At 38.6% G+C, this 18,235-nt stretch carries 15 protein-coding genes; 9 read left to right on the top strand and 6 right to left on the bottom strand.

What is annotated here, in order from left to right:
* Nucleotides 1-37 precede the first annotated feature (37 nt).
* The 5 genes from SFU91_10700 (at nt 38) to SFU91_10680 (ending at nt 4,128) form a co-directional block, all read left to right on the top strand.
* A complete protein-coding gene (locus tag SFU91_10700; GenBank protein ID MDX2129490.1) occupies nt 38-826 on the top strand; it encodes a hypothetical protein in 789 nt (262 codons plus the stop codon).
* Nucleotides 827-886: 60 nt separating this feature from the next.
* Nucleotides 887-1,987, top strand: a complete 1,101-nt coding sequence (locus tag SFU91_10695) for a tryptophan 2,3-dioxygenase family protein (protein ID MDX2129489.1) — start codon at nt 887-889, stop codon at nt 1,985-1,987.
* A 56-nt stretch (nt 1,988-2,043) separates the two neighbouring features.
* The gene (locus SFU91_10690; GenBank protein ID MDX2129488.1) at nt 2,044-2,679 is read left to right on the top strand and encodes an NAD(P)-binding domain-containing protein; all 636 of its coding nucleotides are present in this window, start codon (nt 2,044-2,046) and stop codon (nt 2,677-2,679) included.
* Between the two features lie 2 nt (nt 2,680-2,681).
* Nucleotides 2,682-3,296, top strand: coding sequence for a HupE/UreJ family protein (locus tag SFU91_10685; protein MDX2129487.1), 615 nt, complete (start codon nt 2,682-2,684; stop codon nt 3,294-3,296).
* Between the two features lie 91 nt (nt 3,297-3,387).
* Nucleotides 3,388-4,128, top strand: a complete 741-nt coding sequence (locus SFU91_10680; protein MDX2129486.1) for a pirin family protein — start codon at nt 3,388-3,390, stop codon at nt 4,126-4,128.
* Nucleotides 4,129-4,155: 27 nt separating this feature from the next.
* Here the strand turns inward: SFU91_10680 and SFU91_10675 are convergent, their stop codons facing one another.
* The 3 genes from SFU91_10675 to SFU91_10665 are packed head-to-tail and all read right to left on the bottom strand — an operon-like array spanning nt 4,156 to nt 8,588.
* On the bottom strand, nt 4,156-4,584 hold the full coding sequence (locus SFU91_10675; protein ID MDX2129485.1) for a BrxA/BrxB family bacilliredoxin: 429 nt from the start codon (nt 4,582-4,584) through the stop codon (nt 4,156-4,158).
* Between the two features lie 27 nt (nt 4,585-4,611).
* Nucleotides 4,612-6,474, bottom strand: a complete 1,863-nt coding sequence (locus SFU91_10670) for a tetratricopeptide repeat protein (protein MDX2129484.1) — start codon at nt 6,472-6,474, stop codon at nt 4,612-4,614.
* Between the two features lie 44 nt (nt 6,475-6,518).
* Nucleotides 6,519-8,588, bottom strand: coding sequence for a tetratricopeptide repeat-containing sensor histidine kinase (locus SFU91_10665; protein ID MDX2129483.1), 2,070 nt, complete (start codon nt 8,586-8,588; stop codon nt 6,519-6,521).
* 131 nt (nt 8,589-8,719) lie between these two features.
* Between SFU91_10665 and SFU91_10660 the strand changes: the two genes are divergently transcribed.
* The 4 genes from SFU91_10660 to SFU91_10645 are packed head-to-tail and all read left to right on the top strand — an operon-like array spanning nt 8,720 to nt 13,722.
* Nucleotides 8,720-10,588 (top strand): ABC transporter ATP-binding protein, encoded by a 1,869-nt coding sequence (locus tag SFU91_10660; protein ID MDX2129482.1) that lies wholly within the window; start codon nt 8,720-8,722, stop codon nt 10,586-10,588.
* A complete protein-coding gene (locus SFU91_10655; protein ID MDX2129481.1) occupies nt 10,588-11,727 on the top strand; it encodes a glycosyltransferase family 9 protein in 1,140 nt (379 codons plus the stop codon). The genes SFU91_10660 and SFU91_10655 overlap by 1 nt, the downstream gene beginning before the upstream one ends.
* 13 nt (nt 11,728-11,740) lie before the next feature.
* Nucleotides 11,741-12,862 (top strand): glycosyltransferase family 9 protein, encoded by a 1,122-nt coding sequence (locus tag SFU91_10650; protein ID MDX2129480.1) that lies wholly within the window; start codon nt 11,741-11,743, stop codon nt 12,860-12,862.
* On the top strand, nt 12,859-13,722 hold the full coding sequence (locus tag SFU91_10645) for a hypothetical protein (GenBank protein ID MDX2129479.1): 864 nt from the start codon (nt 12,859-12,861) through the stop codon (nt 13,720-13,722). Before SFU91_10650 ends, SFU91_10645 begins: the two co-directional genes overlap by 4 nt.
* Here SFU91_10645 and prmC read toward each other — a convergent pair whose 3' ends face one another.
* Genes prmC through SFU91_10630 form a run of 3 tightly spaced genes read right to left on the bottom strand, consistent with a single transcriptional unit; the run spans nt 13,723 to nt 18,229 of the window.
* Nucleotides 13,723-14,622: a peptide chain release factor N(5)-glutamine methyltransferase gene (gene prmC, locus SFU91_10640; GenBank protein MDX2129478.1), complete on the bottom strand. Its 900-nt coding sequence runs from the start codon at nt 14,620-14,622 to the stop codon at nt 13,723-13,725. It lies immediately after the preceding gene.
* Nucleotides 14,619-15,548, bottom strand: coding sequence for a transglutaminase family protein (locus SFU91_10635; GenBank protein MDX2129477.1), 930 nt, complete (start codon nt 15,546-15,548; stop codon nt 14,619-14,621). The genes prmC and SFU91_10635 overlap by 4 nt, the downstream gene beginning before the upstream one ends.
* Complete coding sequence (locus SFU91_10630; protein MDX2129476.1) at nt 15,545-18,229, bottom strand: circularly permuted type 2 ATP-grasp protein; 2,685 nt, start codon at nt 18,227-18,229, stop codon at nt 15,545-15,547. Before SFU91_10630 ends, SFU91_10635 begins: the two co-directional genes overlap by 4 nt.
* Nucleotides 18,230-18,235: the final 6 nt, after the last annotated feature.

The raw sequence follows: 18,235 nt of genomic DNA, 5'->3' as shown, positions 1-18,235 counted from the left end.
TTTTATTTCGTATAAATTCTTTCGAGCGGAGAAACCGATGAGAAATAACCCTTTAACACGCGCTTATGGCCTTTTAGTCGCCATTTTATTATTCTTAACCCACACGGATTTGCAGTCTCAATCACAATTCCCCGAAAAGCCGGTGCTTCGAGGGAAAAAAACGGCGTCGGTTGTCAATGACCGGCTTATTCAAACGATTTCCGAAGAATCATTTTCAAATCAATCATCGTCTGAATCATCACAAACAAGTAAGAAAACAGTTGAACCGGAAAGTCGTTTTATTTTGCCAACCGCTGTTCAGAGCGGTGACCTCAAGCCTTTCGGATTTTCAACAATGGCTTCTTTCGGGATGGCCTTTAGCCGTGTTTTTAATGTTGGTGGGATGTTTCAAATGGGATACACTTTCCCATTCGGTTTATACCTTGGTACAAGCGGTTTGCTTTTTAATCAATTTAATAGCGGTGTGCCTGTTAACCCTGCCTTTGGGGTAGATATTAACCAGCAAAATAATTTGGGTAGTTCAGTCTTTGCAGGATCTGCCGGCGCGGACATCGGATATGAACTGAAATTCAAAGCCATTTCGGAAAATTTATTCAGTCGAATTTATATTGGCGGTGGCTTTGTTTATGGCTTTGGTCGAATCATTGAAGATTCTCAACCTTCCTCGCCGACAAGTCAATATTTAACCTTTGGAAATACCTTCTTCTATCAATTTGGTCGTATCCCATTGCTACAAAATATGACCATTGGTGTTGATATTCGTTACTTTCAATTTGTTGGCACAGGAACAACAGGGGCTTATTTCTCGATAGGGCGCCGTTTTTAATCTACTTTTTAGTAAGCAAAAAAGCCCGCCACAAGCGGGTTTTTTATTTTCATTTTGAATATGACACAAAAAAATAATGCTACCTCAGGGGTCTATTACGGCGAGTACCTTCAACTTGAAAAAATTCTTGATGCACAAACGCCACTAAGCAAAGTCAAAGGAAAACCGGCTCATGATGAAATGCTTTTTATCGTTATTCATCAAGTGTATGAGCTGTGGTTTAAGCAAATTTTGCATGAACTTGATTCAGTGCTCGATTTTTTTCAACGTGATTATGTTTTAGAACCAAACATTGGCGTAGCGGTTTCTCGCTTAATTCGAATCACTGAGATTCAGTCTGTAATGATTGATCAATTGCGTGTTTTAGAAACAATGGCGCCGGGCGATTTTCTCGATTTCCGAGAGGCTTTGTCACCCGCCTCAGGTTTTCAGAGCGCACAATTTCGATTAATTGAAAATAAAATGGGCTTAAGAAAAATTGAACGAATCGGGTTTGGTGGAAAAGAATACTCTGAAAGACTCTCAAAGTCTGACTTAGCCAAAGTATTGCCAAGTGAGCAAAGCCGAACTCTTTTTGAACTGATTGAATTATGGCTTGAACGCACGCCCTTTTTAGAATTTAAGGGGTTTGATTTTTGGGTGTTGTATCAATCTGTCATCGAAAAAAATCTGGCGCGAGATCAATCGGTTATTGAAGCCAATCCTTTTCTTTCGCCGGAAGCTCGAGAGAAAGAAATGAAAAATCTTAAAATGACTCGCGAAAATTTTGAAGCAATTTTCGATTCAGAAAAACATCTTGCTTTAATTCAGAATGGCCAGCGTAGGCTATCTCATCGAGCTTCAAAAGCGGCACTTCTCATTTTACTTTACAAGGAAAAACCCATTTTGCACCTTCCCTACCGATTGCTCACAGCACTCATCGAAATTGATGAACGATTTGCTACTTGGCGATATCGCCATTTTCAAATGGTTCATCGGATGATCGGAACTAAGATTGGAACAGGTGGCTCCTCGGGTCACCACTATTTAAAGACAACTGTCGATGCGCATCGTATTTTTAGCGATCTCTTTAATCTTTCCACTTACTTGCTTCCTTCTTCAGAATTACCCACTTTGCCATTAGAAGTTGAGCGCGAGCTTGGATTCTATTATACACCATAAGAACTATTTCAATAACATTCTCACTTCAATTTTTGAAACCAATTAACTTTGAACTCATGAAAATCGGAATAATCGGTTCGGGAATTGTCTCACAAACATTGGCAGAAGGCTTTTTGCTAAAGGGTCATGATGTGATGCTCGGAACAAGGCATCCTGAAAAATTGACCGACTGGGCTGCACGGCAACATAAAAACATCAACATCGATTCCTTTTCAGAAACGGCTAATTTCGGAGAGGTGATTATTCTTTCTGTTTCATCCGCAGCCGTTTACCAAGCGATTGATATCGCTGGAAAAGAATTTTTTTCGAAAAAGACCGTCATTGATTTGATTAATCCCATTGATTTTTCAAAGGGATTTCCACCAAAGTTGAATTCAATTCAAAATGCTTCATTAACTGAAGCCATACAAGCTTATCTCCCTGATTCGCATTTGGTTAAAGCCTTTAATACAGTTTCTGTTCACCAAATGACAAAGCCGGTTTATCAAGAAGGAAAGGCGAGTTTGCCCATTTGTGGTAATCATGCCGAAAGTAAATCTGTAGTTACCAAATTAGCCGAATCCTTCGGTTGGGATGTGGTTGATTTGGGACGATTGGATATGGCTTTTTGGATGGATTCACTTGCAATGATGTTTATCATTTATGGGGCTAAAAATAAAGTGCCCGTCGGGTTTAAATTTTACCGAGGTTGATAATGACTTCGCAATTTGAAATTTTTCTGAGATTAGGATTTGAACATATCTCTGATGTCAAAGGGTACGATCACATTCTTTTTATTGTAGCTCTAACTGCTGGTTTCCCAACAAAAGCTTGGAAAAAATTGTTATACCTTGTTACGGCATTTACGGTAGGCCATAGCATCACCTTAGCCCTTTCGACATTGCAAATCCTTACTGTTTCACGTGATTGGATTGAGTTTCTGATTCCACTTACCATTTTTGTGACAGCGGTTTACCAAGTCTTTATCACTTCTCAATTACCACTTCAAGCAATTCCAGACGCAATGCAGGTGGCAAGTGAAACAAAGCTTCTTTACCCGACAACAGTTTTTTTTGGGCTTATCCACGGCTTGGGTTTTTCTAATTTTTTAAGGCAACTTTTGGGGCAGGAAGAAAACTTATTTCTCCCACTGTTTTCTTTTAATCTTGGTCTCGAACTTGGTCAAATTGTTATTGTAGGTTTTGCTTTTTTGATGATATGGTTTCTTACCAAAGTCATCAAACTGCAATTTCGCGATACCATTTTGGTTTTAATGAGCGGGATTTCATTTCTTGCATTTGGAATGATGTTTGAAAGATTTCCGCATTAAATTTTTTTTGAATAAATAGTTATGTGTTGTAACATATATTTTTAATCTTCGTTCTAAATGAAAAATTTTCTAACGAAAAACAAAAATTCCTATGATGGTTTATAATGATTCGACCGTTGAACGTAAAAAAATCTTTTATCCTGCTTCAGAACGTGGATTTGCAAACCACGGTTGGCTAAAGAGTTTTCACAGTTTTAGTTTTGGCAGCTATCATAACCCTGAAAAAACAAATTTTGGTTTGCTTCGTGTCCTTAATGATGATACCGTTGAAGCCGGTTATGGATTTGGGACACATCCGCATCAAAATTTTGAAATCGTTTCCATTCCTTTGGAGGGTGCGCTTTCGCACAAAGACAGTACCGGTCGGGCAGAAGTCATTCGAGAAGGCGAGGTTCAAATTATGTCGGCTGGGACAGGAATCTCTCACTCAGAATACAATCATTCAACGTCTGACCTTGTCAAGTTTTTGCAGATTTGGGTTTTTCCAAAAGTGCAAAATATTGAACCGCGTTATGAGCAAAAGTTTTTCGATAAGGCCGGTCGTGTCAATAAGTTTCAAACCGTCGTTTCTCCTAAACAGGAAAGTGGAGGCGTTTGGATTAATCAAGATGCAACATTTTCGCTTGGCGATTTTGAAACAGGTCGTCAGATCGAATACGCGCTTCAACACTCAGGAAATGGGATATATCTTTTTGTGATTGAGGGAGAAATTGAGTTTGACTCTCAAGTTATCGGAAGGCGTGATGCTATTGGAGTTTCGGGACAAAACACTTTTTCGTTTAAGGCCTTAAAGGACTCTAAACTTCTTTTAATTGAAGTTCCGATGAATTAAAAAAAAACGGGCTTTTGCCCGTTTTTTTTAGTTACAAAATTTGGCAAACATCTGCTCTAATTGGAGTGCCACTTGTTCCGCATTTCGACCTTCAATTTGATGACGATGAAGTGCTGCAACAACCTCACCATTTTTTAGCAAATATGCTGAGGGTGATGACGGTTGAAATCCTTTAAAGTATGATCGTGCTCGTTCGGTCGCTTCACGATCTTGCCCTGCAAAAACGGTTACAATTTCATCGGGCTTTTGCTCTGAACGAAACGAGAGTTTAAGTCCCGGACGAGCGGCACCGGCGGCACATCCACACACCGAATTAACAAACACGAGAATTGTACCTTTTTGAGCACTGATGACGGCATCAACTTCTTCAGGTGAACGAAGTTCGCGAACACCATAATCTGTAAGCTCGCGGCGCATTGCGTCAATCATTGCGTCTCTTTGAATAATATCAAACATTGAATGAATTGGTTTGGTTAAAGAAAACTAAATAGATTTTGGGAAAGTAACGAGAAGTTTTATTTCCTCATCGGTCTGACCTTCTTCAATCATTCCCTTATGAAGGTAAATGATTCTTTTTGTCACTTCATCGGAACGGAACTCTTGGTTAACCTCAAGCGTCTTCAAATTCGTTTCACTTTTTTGATGAACCCCGCGAATAGAATTCACAAGCGTAAAACCAAGTTGAATGGACATTGAAGGCAGTTCTTTTGCTGATATTTTTAATACTTGCTTCAATTTTAACATCTGTGTGAATCTTTGCAAAATTCTTTCTAAGGCATCTTTGATTAAATCTTCGTCACCTTGCAACATCAGGTCGGGTTCTAGTTCAAAAATGACATTGGCTTCTTCCTTTTCAGCAATTGCTTGATATTTCAAGTAAGTTAGCTTCAGTAAATTTGAAATTCCTAACGGTCTTAGGGAGAGCTTAACAGTTCCGTCACGAATCGATTCATCATTCAAAAGTTTAGTGATGATATGAGACATCCTAAGAGAAAGATCATAAATCAGTTTTAACAATTGTTCTCTTTTCACCGCAATCTGGCTTGGCTCGAGCAAGCTTTTAGAAAAATTTAAAATTGAATGAATTGGCTCTTGAAGTTCTGTTGCGGCAATTCCTAAAAGCTCAGTCTTAAGCTTCGATGCTTTGAGAAGCGCTTTATTGGCTTCTTCAAGCGACTCTTTAAGCAAATGTAATTCGGAATTTGCTTGTGCCAGATCAAAATTTTTCAATCGATAGACTTCTGCTTTTTGTTGCGCTCGTTCCGTCTCAAGTCTTACTTGTAAGTTTTTTATTCTTCGTTCCGTTTCTTCACTATGAATTTCGTCACGAAAAGTATGATAAGACACATAATGCTCATAGGCCTTTTGGTAATCACTTTGAATCCGAAAGGCTTCGGATAAAGTTTTATGACATTTCGATTTCAAGTCTCTTGATTTAAGGGATTCAGCAATTGAAAGCGCCGACTTTAGAACCTTAATGGCTTGTGCTGTATTATTTTCGGCCAAATGCGTTTTCCCAATACTGATTTGAACCTGTGTTTGAATGAATCGCTCACCGGAGTTTTCAGCAATCACCGTTGCTCGTTCATAACTTTGAAAGGCTTCCTCAAATTTATACTGCATTCTTTTGACTTCACCAATTAAAAAGAATGCTTTTGCTGTGCCACGAACATCCCCGATTTCGAGTGTAAACTCCAAGCTTTTCATAAAATTCAACAACGCTTCTTCGGGTGCAGAAAGCCGCTCAAATAATATAACGCCAAGGTTTTGCAACGAATTGGCTTGACCCCATTTATCACCAAGCCGCTCCCAAATGTCTAAACTTCTCGAGTAATAGTCGATGGCCTTTTCATAATCATTCATGTTTTCATAAACATAACCGATGCCACTAAGTGACAAGGCTTCACCGGAAGCCAAATGGTGGGTTTGACATATTCCAAAGCTTTTAAGGTGGCAATTGAGTGCATTCGGGAAATCATCTAACTTGGCATAGATACAGCCCATTTCGTAGAGAATATTGGCCGTGTATTCAATTTCAGAGAGGGTTTCAAAAATGGCATAAGCCTTTCCAAATGCTTCTAAGGCATTTTCGTTTTCAGAAAGCCACATTCTGCAATGACCAATCATTTTGTGGCTTTGGGCTTCACTCATTTGATCTTTCGACCTTTCGCTCAGAGTAAGTGCATCAATTGCAATTTGGAGCGCTTTGTGCACATCATGATTTCTATTTTCCCACGCCTTTTTTAAGAGTGATTTTATTTGGGAATCCGTTGATTTATCGGTTTCACTTCTTGATTGGATTTTAGGCTCAAATTCGGGGGATAGGTCGTCAAATTCGTTTATCATTAATTATGTACTCCCGAATGTTAAAGAAAGATTTCAAACTCAAGTTAATTTGTTTGAAATTTTGGCAAGAGCAATGTAAAAGTGGCGCCAGCATTTTTTCCTTCACTATAAAGGTAAAGTGTGCCTCCTTGTTTTTCTGCAAGTTCCTTTGAGATCGCTAAACCTAACCCTACGGAGGGTTCGCCACCTGTTGGTTCGGATGAAAGGCGTTGGAATCTTTTGAATAGATTTTTTTTATCCTCTTCTGAAAAACCTTGACCTTCATCGGTAATTGAAAGTGCAATCAAATCTAAATCAGCAAGAATTTTTGTTATGGCATGAACACCGGGCCGGTAGGGATCAAAGTCAAAAATTTCAAAAAGGATCTTTTTTTCGGGATAAGAAAACTTGATGGCATTCGATAAGAGATTTTGAATAATCTCAGCAGTTCTTTCCTCATCGCAAATCGCAAGATTTTTAGTCAAATTTTTTATTTCAATTTCTATCCTTTTTTCTTGCGCAATATTTCGGTAAGATTCTAAAATCATGATGGTTAAATCAAAAAGCGAGATCGGGGTTCGAGTGAATGAAATGTTCCCACTATCGAGCATTCCGGTTCGCAAGAGCCGATTAATTAAATCAAGCATATTGATTGATAAATGCTTGATTCTGCCGGGGTATCTCGGATCGAATTGATCAATCGACTCTGATAACATGTCAGCATAACTGGTAATAGTAGCAAGAGGATCTTTGAGGTCAGTCGCAGCAATTTTCAAAAATTCACTTCTTAGGGCTTTTGCATTTTGCAACTCTAAATTCTTTTTGGCAAGTTCTACATTTTTAAGTCGATAAATTTCCGCTTCCTTTTTTTTGCGTTCCATTTCAAACTTCACGTTCAACACTTTTATCTTTTCCTCGTTTCGCTCACTAAATACCAATTCCCTTACTTCATGATATGCTTTATAAGTTCTCAAAGCCTCCATTGTATTGCCGAGCATTTTATAACATTTTGAGAGTGCGAGATAAGATTCATAGATCCATTGCTTGGATTGAATTTCTTCCGCAACCTTTAATGCCTTTTCGATATACTCAACGGCAAATTTCAAAAGATGATGGTCAAAAAGTCCTAAAGGGCCGACGGTCGAAAAGTCTATTAAATCATCCGTCACATAAGACTCTTTTGTGGGTTTCATTTCAGAGGATATAGCAGCTCGGGAAGAATAAACTGAGGCAATATTGATTAAAGTTTCTGCCTCAAAAAATCTATCCCCGATTTTCTCTGTGATAGCAAGGCTTTCCTGAAATTTTTCAAGTGCTTCATCGAATTGTTTTTTCTGAAGCAAAACAAGCCCAATGTTGTTGAGGGAATTTGCCTCACCTTGCCGATCGCCAATAACTCTTCTTAATTCCAAAGAACGGGATGCATATTCAAGAGACTCTTCAAGTTTACCCGATTTCTGCAAGCAAAGAGCGTAGTTGCTAAGTGAATTTGCAAAACCGCGTTTATCAATTGAATCTTCAAAAAAAGCGATACTTCTTTCAGCATAATTTAAGGCATTTTGGTATTGCCCCAAATGAAAGTAAACAACAGTAATATTATTAAGCGAAGCCCCAATGGTAATTTTATCATTACTGACTTCACGAATTCTTAAGGCTTGTTGATAATAGTCGAGGGCTGTTGCGAAGTCGGACATTCTCCAATGCAGATTTCCTAGATTATTGAGGGAAGCCGCTTGACCGATTTTATCATTAAGTAAAACTCGAAGGTTTAAACTTTTCAAGTGATAGTCAAAAGCCGCTGCATTGTTTCCCAAGCGCTCATGCGTATTTCCAAGCCAGTTAAGAATTGAAGATTCAAGCGATTTATCATCACTTGCTTGTGCATAGTTTAATCCGCTTAACAGTTTTACAAGGGCATTATTATAATCGGAGAGGAACCAACTGAGAACACCTTGATTTCGGAGAGATTCAGCAATACCGGATACATGATTCCATTGCAGCGCCAATTCATAAGCTTCTAAAGCACACTCAATGCCTTTCAATGGCGACTCAAGCCTCATTTCCCAAGAAAAGTGGTTCAAACGGGAAATCTCAACCTTAGCTTCTTCAAGGTTTTTTGGCACTTTGTTGCGCATCGGTACAAAAAACGAATTAGGTTGGTCATTCAAAAACTAACCGAAGATAAAGAAATTGACTTACTCCACCATTTTAAGCATTGAAATTACTCCTTAAGGAAGTTGTATCTTCGTCTAAACAATCATGATCGATGAAACTTTACTTTAAAACCATCCGGTATCTCGCACCGAGGGGTTATCAACTTACACTTACAATTGTTGTCAGTGTATTGGCTTCGCTTTTCAGCGTTGTTTCTATTTCCATTATCCTTCCTTTACTTGATACAGTTTTTAATACGCAATCAAAACCTATTTCTGATTCTTCCCCTTCAAATACATTCGCTCCTACATTCATTAATACTGATGAAATTAAAAACAACTTCCTTCAATTTTTCCAAAACACTATGCAAGGGCAAACACGCGAAGATACCCTTTTGCATATCTGCCTTTTTTTGATCGGGATTTTTGTACTCAAAAATTTTTTTATTTACCTCTCAAATCAATTGGTTTATCGAGTTGAGACGAAATCGACCAAAAAACTTCGAGACGATGTTTTCAATAAAATCATTGGAATGGAACTCGGGTTTTTTCATAATCATCGAGTAGGTACGTTGATGAATTATGTCAATAATGAAGTTCGTTTTATTAGTGAAACAATCGGAGCGAGCTTCATTATCATTCTAAGAAATGCAATGATGGCATTTTTTTATTTCCTTGTCTTACTCATTATCAGTTGGAAATTGACTCTTTTTGCTTTGTTTACTTCGCTTGGTAGCTTATTGCTCATTAGGATAATCGGTAAGCTGGTTCGTGAACAAGCAGATTTTATGCAGCAAAAAATGGGAGACATTAATTCCCATCTTCAAGAGGTCTTCAGTGGAATCAAGGTGGTTAAATCGAATGTTATGGAGAACTACGAGACGGGAAGATTTAGTCAGTTTACTGACCTTTTTCGGAGAGCAAGTGTGAAGATTTCTTCCTTGAGAGGAATGATTAGTCCACTTAACGAAACTCTTGGTGTAAGTGCGATTGCCTTGGTGCTTTGGTATGGGGGATTGCAGGTATTTCAAGGCTCTATGCAATCAATTGAATTGATTGTGTTTGCTTTTGCACTTTTTTCCGCGATGGGACCGATTAAAATCGTCGCCGAAACAGTTTCAAGGGCACAGGAAGGTTTTCCTGCGGCTGAAAAAGTATTTGAGATTTTAGAAACCAAACAAAGCATTGAAAACGGAACGATTCAAATCAAAGATTTGAAACACGAGATTTTGTTCAAAGAGGTGTGGTTTCGTTATCCCTCTTCACCTGAAGGCGAGTATATCTTAAAAGGGGTTAACCTTCGGATTCATAAAGGAGAAACCGTTGCATTGGTCGGGCAAAGCGGTTCCGGTAAATCAACGATTGTCGATTTACTCTTAAGGTTTTATGACATCGAAAAAGGAAAAATATTAATTGATGGAATTGATATTCAGGAATATGATTACCATTCTTTACGAGCTCTATTCGGCGTTGTAAATCAAGAAGTTGTGCTTTTCAATGAGTCAATTGCCGGAAATATCGCCTATGGACTTCTTGAACACACAACACAGGAACGAGTCGTTGAAGCGGCCAAATTGGCAAATGCTCATGACTTTATATTAGATGAAACCCCCAACGCTTATGAAACAAATATCGGAGATCGTGGAACAAGGCTTTCAGGTGGTCAGCGGCAGCGTTTATCAATAGCCCGCGCAATGCTTAAAAATCCGCCAATCTTAATTTTTGATGAAGCGACAAGTGCTCTTGATAATGCTTCTGAACAGAAAGTACAGGATGCAATCGATAATGCAATGAGAGATCGCACCTCTATCGTTATTGCTCATCGCCTTTCTACAATTAAAAATGCCAATCGTATCTATGTTCTTGAAAAAGGGGTCTTGTTGGAATCAGGAACACATCAAGAGCTACTTACCAAAGCCGGTGCCTATCATGCCCTTTATATGATGCAATTCGCTCAAAGAGAAAAACAAGAACTTCATTAATGCGGGCTTCACTGAAGATTTTTTTCAAGCGACTTGAAACTCTCAATAAGCGATTTCTTTTTCGATTTGTACTTCGCTACATCTTTCGAAATCAATTCATCCCTAATCCCATTCAACTCGCTGAAATCAATCACGTTTTAATTTTACGTAACGATGTGATTGGCGATATGGTGATAACCACTGCATTTATAAACTTTCTACTTGATTTTAACCCTAAGTTAAAAATCAGCGTTGTTACTTCCTCTCATGCCGAGCCAGTCCTCCGCTATGATAAGCGCTTAAGTCAGATTTTTATTTTGGAACGAACCCTTTCTTCGTTAATTAAACTCATCATGAATGCACGAGGTGAGTATAGTGTCACATTTGCTTTATCGCTCAATGGAGTAAGCCGAGATGCAATTTTAGCAAACCTGCTTGCACCCAATTCAATTAAGGTGACTTATGATATTGGTTGGCCGGAAGATCGAGAGTATTACCGCTTTCTCTTTAATCAGCAGATCACCGTTGGGCACGAGGAGTGGCCTTTGTGGAAAAAATTGATTTCACTTGGAGAATCTGTTTTTGGCGTGTCTTATCCAGAGAATCAAATTCGGCAAAGCCTTTATTATCCAATTGAAATTGAAAAAGAAATGAACCAATTTCTAAAGCAATACAATATTGAGCCAAAATCGTTTTTACTTTTTAACCTCTCAGCCCGCTTAGATTATAAAAAATGGGGTGAAACGAACAATTCTGAATTCATCAATATTTTTCTTTCTCAATACCCTAAGGTTCCGGTGATTATTTCTTCAGCACCCGAAGATCGTTCAGAGGCTTTGAGAATCAAGGAGAATAGTGGAAGTAAGAATATTATCAATACGCCGGAGTCGTTTGGGCTTTTTCATGTGATGGCACTGGCTCAATCGGCCCGAGTTGTTTTTTCGCCCGATACCGCTGTCATTCATTTTGCGGCAACCTTTAATACCCCAAGCTATATTATTTGCACTGCTCTTGCATCACATCCGGTTTGGCAACCTTGTTCAACTGAATTCAGAACGCACTATGCACATGAATTCGACCCTGTTTCAGAGTTGAAGCCACAAGAGGTTTTCAATGGCTTTCAATTATTTTTAACTGAAAAAAAAATATACACATCGTGAATCCTCTTAAATTATGAAACACGCTTGGCTTCTAAATTTAACTGCCAATTTGGTGTTACTTTTTTTGTTATTCCTAAAAATTTTCCCTCGAAAGCGAAAAGAACATCCTATCCCTTCACGAACGAAACGCATCCTTCTTCTCCGTTACGACCGATTAGGAGATTTGATTTGTACAACGCCACTTATTGATTATCTCCGCTCAATTAATCCTCAAATTGAAATCGACTGCCTTGCTTCTCCAAACAATGAATTTCTTTTTCGTGAAGATGAGCGTATTTCAAATGTTACATCTCTGAACGGGTTTTCAAGCCTTAAAGAAGTTTGGGAAATGCGATACCGCAATTACGACGTGATTTTCAGTTTTATTGGAGAGAAACCCGCCTTAGATATTTTATTTACTACCTTAACTAAAACTCGTGGTTCTTATTTGAGTAGCATTCACGAAAAACGAAAATATGCTCGATTCTACGATTTCACACCTGAATTGGTAGGAAAACATTATGCTGCCCGCTGGTTATCGCTTGCCGTTCAAACCTTTTCACAATTACCACTTTCAGAAGAAGATGCAGAAAAGCATTTTCCTCTTTCCATTCGATTCAAACCCTCAGACCTTGGAAGTGCGTTTTTCTTGAAACATAAACTTGAAAAAAACAACTTTATTGGAATTAATCTATCTTCCGGAAGTGCTTCTCGAAAATGGGGTTTAGAACGATGGGCTGAATTCATTTCGCTGTATCAAAAGGAGTTTCCTTATCCCATTGTCATTTTCTCAACGCCTACCGATTTTGCAACTGCAAAAAAATTAAACCGGCTTTTTCCAACCACTGTTTTATTCCCTTATTCTTACGGGTTTCAAAGAACAGCGGAAATCATAAAAGACGCACTTTTAGTTATCACTCCCGATACAGGATTTATGCATGCCGCTGCTGCTGTTCATACAGCGGTTATTGAACTTTATGCCTCTATCTCAGAAAGCGGAGACATTGAATCTTGGCGACCTTACGGCGTTCGATATCGAATTGTAAAATCACCACAATTCTTTCCCTTAAATCATCTCGAAATTAAACCTGTGATGGAGGCAACGCGTTTTCTGATTAGTGACATTAAGAATACAAACATATTCACTAAAACATGAAACTTTCTGGTTTTACCTTCATCCGAAACGGAATAAAGTTTTCCTACCCCTTTCAAGAAACTTTAAGGACGCTTTTAAACCTTTGCGATGAAGTTGTTATTGCTGTTGGGAAAAGCGAAGATGGAACTCTTGATGCTGTTAAAAAACTCTCGACGCCAAAACTTAAAATTATTGAAACCGTTTGGGATTCAACCCTAAAAGGAGGAAAGACCCTTGCTGCTCAAACAGATATTGCCCTTTCTCATTGCACAGGCGATTGGTGTTTGTATTTACAAGGCGATGAAAATATTCATGAAAATGACTATGTGCTTTTACTAAGGGATATTGCACGAAGTGATGAACAACAATCAGTTGAAGGCGTTCTTTTGAATTATCTCCATTTTTATGGGAATTATACCACTTTAGCAACGGGAAGAAAGTGGTATCGGCATGAAATCCGTGTTGTGCGAAATAATAGAAACATTGTTTCTTGGGGCGATGCACAGGGGTTTCGGAAAAAAATCAACTCTCAAAGATTTGAAAAAATTAAATGTTTGCAAAGTCAAGCAAAAATTTATCATTATGGATGGGTTCGTCCGCCACAAGAGCAGGATTTAAAGCTCTACGCATTTAACCGATTGTATGAAGAAACCCCTACGCATGAGTGGACTTTTGGGAACAGTCCGCTCTTTGATATCTCCACATTTACAGGAACACACCCAATGGTCATGCAAGAAAAAATTGCTCATGATGCACGGTGGGCACAATTATTTTCGGCCAAACTAACGCCAAAGCCATTGCTCCATAAAGTTTCAGATTGGATTGAATCATTGACCGGGCATCGAATTGGAGAATATAAAAACTACCAGCTAAAGGAGTAATTAGAATCGCTTCTCCGCGATTAAGATTCTCTGAAAGCCGCTATAATCCTTTTTTATCTTCACATTGGTAAAACCCTCAGCCTCAACAATTTTTCTTACCGTACTTGCGCCATCTGAATGAAGTTCAAAAAAAAGTTTCCCCCCCGTTTTTAACAGTTGGGTTGCGTCTTTTGAAATCTTTTCATAAAACTCAAAACCCGTTTCCGAAAAAAGCGCTTGGTGAGGTTCAAACTTAATGACATGATCTGCCAACATATTTTTTTCTTTAACCGGGATATAGGGTGGGTTTGAAACGACCGCAGAAAATTGGCTTTCCTCTTTTCCCATTAATGTTGAAAGAAAGGATTCATCTAGTACATCTAGCTGAATAAAACTGATTCGGCTTTCAACTTTATGCTTTTCAGCATTTCGAGTAGCAACGAAGAGTGCTGCTTTTGAAATATCAATCGCAACGGCAGAAACTGATTCTAACTTTTTAATCATTGAAATCGGGATAACACCGGATCCGGTGCCGATATCAAGAATTTTAATAGGACTATTTTGCGCGCCCTCAGTTTTCAAATTCTCAATGACTTCTTCAACCAAAAGTTCTGTTTCAGGGCGTGGGATTAATACCGAAGAATTGACCTCAAAATCAAATCCCAAGAAATTTTGTGTTCCTAAGATGTATTGAACCGGCTCTTCTTGAAGTCTGCGTTTACAATAACTTCGAAACAAATCCAGCTCACTTTGGCTAATTGGTCTATCAAACGAAAGAAATAAATCCATTCTTGTTAGGTTCAATACCGCCGCAAGCAGAAGTTCAGTAGTAAGCTTTGGTTCATCTATCCCTTTTTGTGAAAAAAATGATGTTGTTGTTTTTAAGAGCGATAGAACGTCCCATTGCTTGGTTTCTGTCATAATTGATAGGCAATTGAATCATTGAAAAATTTAGGGAACTGCTCTAAGCGTTTAACTTCGACATCAACTGAAAGCTTATGATGACCACTCGTGAAAATTACTCCCTTTAATGGCGAAACATCGGAATAATCTCTCCCAATCGAATTTGTGATGTGTTCACCAATCGGAATTTTATTATTGGTAGGATCAAAATCGACCCACCCAACATCAGGCGAATAAACTGAAACCCACGCATGTGACGCGTCGGCACCGATTAAAGGTTGCATTAGGTTTGGCGTATCTTTTCGATAAGTTTCAATATACCCGCTGACATAACTTGCTGGGATACCAAGTGAACGCAGTCCTGCAATCGCGACATGAGCAAAATCTTGGCAAACCCCTTTTTTTTCTCTGATAACATCGGCAAGCGGGGTCGCGATAGTAGTGTAACCGGCAATGAATTTAAAGTCACCGTGAATCCGTCTCATAAAGTCCATTACACCCTCAAGCAACAAAGGATTTGACTCAAATGATTGTAATGCGTAACTCATTATTTCGGGATGCGCGGGAATCAGAGGTGAATGCAGTTGAAATTGTTTAAAGAATTCAGAATCAAATGGGGCTTGATCCTTCAGTGACACAAGCGCGTCTTTGTATCTCAATTGATGATTTTCGGGAATACGACCGTATTGATTGACGGTTTCAACATAACTTTCTGAAGTAACAATAAGCTCATCATGCGGTTTTTCAATGGAAAAATATGCGATTTTATTCCCATAAAAATCTTTCCTTTCACGATAATCCGAAACATCTGGTGAAATTTTTAGTTCCGTTTGAACGCAATTTTGGAATGGTGTATTTCTTAAGAGTAAACGCGCTTCGTTGTAGCATAGGTTTACAGTATTGCTGTATCGATACTTTGTTAAATGCGTGACCTTGTATTTCACTGTGAACCTAATTCATTCATTTGTGTTGGAAAATCAATTATAGCTTCATTGATATCCGTCAATTGTTTTTGAAGCAAGGGGGTATGGGTGAAATAATTTCTGGAAAGCGCGTCCGATAATTCCCGAATATTTTTTTCGATTGATAATATAAATTCCCAAAAAGAACCTCTCCAATTCGAGAATTCAGTCTCGATCAATTTTTTAGAATTAATCGAGCGCAGCTCTGTAAACAGCCGAAGCAATAGTGAATCAATATCCTTAAACTTACTATCGGCATTTACAAATGGTAAACTCTTCAAATGTTGAACCAATTCGGAGATTTGGAATAGAATTGAACGTGGATTTTTTTCATCAATGATGAGTAAATCAAAAATGATTTCAAGTGAAAGAACTGATCGAAACTTTCTTTTATAAGCAACCAAAGACCCTTGTAAGGTAAGTGCGGCTTCCATTTTAGATTCCTCAACTTCAATTTGATGAACATCAGAAAATAAATACCTGAGGAGCATTGCATTTTGTAAGGCTCTTTCTATTCTCCGTCCACTATCAAGCATAACCCAATCATACTCTCTCTGCATGTTTTCACCGTTTAAACCTTTCAAGGCCAAAAGTGAAACCAACAGTTCTTGGAGTTCAATTTGAACCAAACGAAGATTCATTCTTGAAAAGTTATCGATTCCACTCCACCGTGTTTTTATTGAATTCAAAATTTTCCACGTTTCAAGAGACCAATAGGAGCGAACCGCATAAGATGCATTAATAAAATGCTCTAAAGTCGATGGCAGTGAGCCTTCAATCCCTTTACCAATCGTGATTCTTAGAAGTTCACTTTCGGGGTTTCGCAGCTTTATTTCTGCTTCTTCTCCAACAAAACCGGGATAAATACAAGTTAGATGCGTTAGGGTTTTTAATAATTCTTGAAAAGCGAGGCTATCAGTTTGGCGTGTGTTTCGATTCTCTTCATTTAAGATTGTAAGGATGTGTTGTAATAAAGTGGCTAAGGATTCAGCGCGTTCGGCATAACGACCTGCCCAGTAAAGATTTTCTCCTGCTCTTGAGGCAAGCACCGTGGTTTCTAAAGTCTCTCGTTTTGAAAGAGAAAAAATATCTTTATCAATGGTTGAAACTCCTTTATAAACAACACTCTGAGAATCATCTGCTTTAACATTTTCCTGAGCCCTTTTTCCGATGACCCAAGTATCCTTTCCAACGCCACCAACTTGATTAGAAACAGAAATCGTATCTCGTGTTGATGAAGCTCTCGTTAAACCTCCCGGCATTATCGAATATGAATCTCCCGATTTAACTCCGAAGGCTCTCAGCACAGTTCGCCTTGGTTCCAAATGTTCAACAGTGAACGAAGGTGCAGTTGAAAAACTAATTTGCTCTTGACCAACATAAAGATGGGGATGACTCAAAATTTTTGCTTTCAGCTCCTCAATAGATTTTTTATCTAACCCCTGACCAAAATATACTTCTCCATTTTTTGATTGATGAATTGACTTGATAATTAAACGAGGAATATTCGTTAAAACAAATTCCAATTCTCGTTGCCCACCACACCACCAAGTTGCCGCCGATGGAAGAATCAATTCTTCATTTAATAAGGCCTTTGAAAGTGTTGGAAGAAAGGCTAACAATCCCGGATTTTCTAAAATCCCAACACCAATTGGATTTGCTACGGATAGATTCCCGCGTCTTATGCATTCGAGCATTCCGGGAACACCCAGTTTAGAGTGCTCATAAAGTTCAAGCGGATCGCAGAATGAGTCATCCACTCGTCTCAAAACAATATCAACCTTTTCAAGTCCAGAAAGAGACTTAAGCCACAATTCACCAGCTCGTACAGTTAAGTCTTCTCCTTGTACCAAAGGGTAACCAAGCAAAGAAGCTAAAAAGGCATGTTCAAAGTAAGTTTCGTTTCTTGGGCCGGGGGTTAATAAGGCAATTCTTGGATTCTCTTTAATAGAAAGTGACGCGATGCTAGAACTTAAATGCTTGACAAATTCATTGAGCTTTGAAATTTGCAACGCTTTTGCTGCTTCAGGCAAAACTCTTGCAATCAATCTTCGATTTTCAAGTGCATACCCAATTCCGGATGGAGCTTGAGTTCGATCGGCAATAACCCACATTCTTCCGTCTGGGCCACGAGCCATATCTGCGGCATAGATATGCAAATCTGAAATTTTTGTAGGAAACTGAAAAATCGCATTCCGAAAGAAACCATCGTGAGAGTAAATTAACTCAGGTGGAATTAATCCTTTTTTAATGAGTTCTCGATCTGAATAAAGATCTTTCAAAATCATATTCAAGAGAGTGGCACGCTGCTTCATCCCTTTTTCTATGATTTCCCAATCAGAATCTGAGAGAATCAAAGGAAAAAGATCTAACTTCCAAATTCTTTCAAGGCCTTGCGGGTCACCATAAATGTTGTAGGTAATCCCTGTTTCATGAAGGAGATGCCTAAGCTCCACCGTTCGTCGCCGAAGTTCCTCGATTCCAATTTGATTTATTGAAGAAAGAAACGGCTGCCAAACATCATTAAATCGGCCCCCTAAGAACATTTCATCGTAAGGAGTTGATGCGTCTGGCTGCTCTATTTCAGGCTGCTTTACAAGCACTTCATTGTAACGAGTCAAGTCAAAGCCGCCTCTGAAATTATTTTCAAATCGATCGTTCAAATTCAA

This window comes from Chloroherpetonaceae bacterium (assembly GCA_033763895.1).
GTDB lineage: Bacteria > Bacteroidota > Chlorobiia > Chlorobiales > Thermochlorobacteraceae > JANRJQ01.
This window is presented reverse-complemented; position numbering and strand designations above follow the sequence as displayed.

Bases quoted from the DNA above. Each gene is read 5' to 3' on its own strand.
- SFU91_10700 (MDX2129490.1), top strand. From the start codon at position 38: ATGAGAAATAACCCTTTAACACGCGCTTATGGCCTTTTAGTCGCCATT.
- SFU91_10695 (MDX2129489.1), top strand. From the start codon at position 887: ATGACACAAAAAAATAATGCTACCTCAGGGGTCTATTACGGCGAGTAC.
- SFU91_10690 (MDX2129488.1), top strand. From the start codon at position 2,044: ATGAAAATCGGAATAATCGGTTCGGGAATTGTCTCACAAACATTGGCA.
- SFU91_10685 (MDX2129487.1), top strand. From the start codon at position 2,682: ATGACTTCGCAATTTGAAATTTTTCTGAGATTAGGATTTGAACATATC.
- SFU91_10680 (MDX2129486.1), top strand. From the start codon at position 3,388: ATGATGGTTTATAATGATTCGACCGTTGAACGTAAAAAAATCTTTTAT.
- SFU91_10675 (MDX2129485.1), bottom strand. From the start codon at position 4,584: ATGTTTGATATTATTCAAAGAGACGCAATGATTGACGCAATGCGCCGC.
- SFU91_10670 (MDX2129484.1), bottom strand. From the start codon at position 6,474: ATGATAAACGAATTTGACGACCTATCCCCCGAATTTGAGCCTAAAATC.
- SFU91_10665 (MDX2129483.1), bottom strand. From the start codon at position 8,588: ATGCGCAACAAAGTGCCAAAAAACCTTGAAGAAGCTAAGGTTGAGATT.
- SFU91_10660 (MDX2129482.1), top strand. From the start codon at position 8,720: ATGAAACTTTACTTTAAAACCATCCGGTATCTCGCACCGAGGGGTTAT.
- SFU91_10655 (MDX2129481.1), top strand. From the start codon at position 10,588: ATGCGGGCTTCACTGAAGATTTTTTTCAAGCGACTTGAAACTCTCAAT.
- SFU91_10650 (MDX2129480.1), top strand. From the start codon at position 11,741: ATGAAACACGCTTGGCTTCTAAATTTAACTGCCAATTTGGTGTTACTT.
- SFU91_10645 (MDX2129479.1), top strand. From the start codon at position 12,859: ATGAAACTTTCTGGTTTTACCTTCATCCGAAACGGAATAAAGTTTTCC.
- prmC (MDX2129478.1), bottom strand. From the start codon at position 14,622: ATGACAGAAACCAAGCAATGGGACGTTCTATCGCTCTTAAAAACAACA.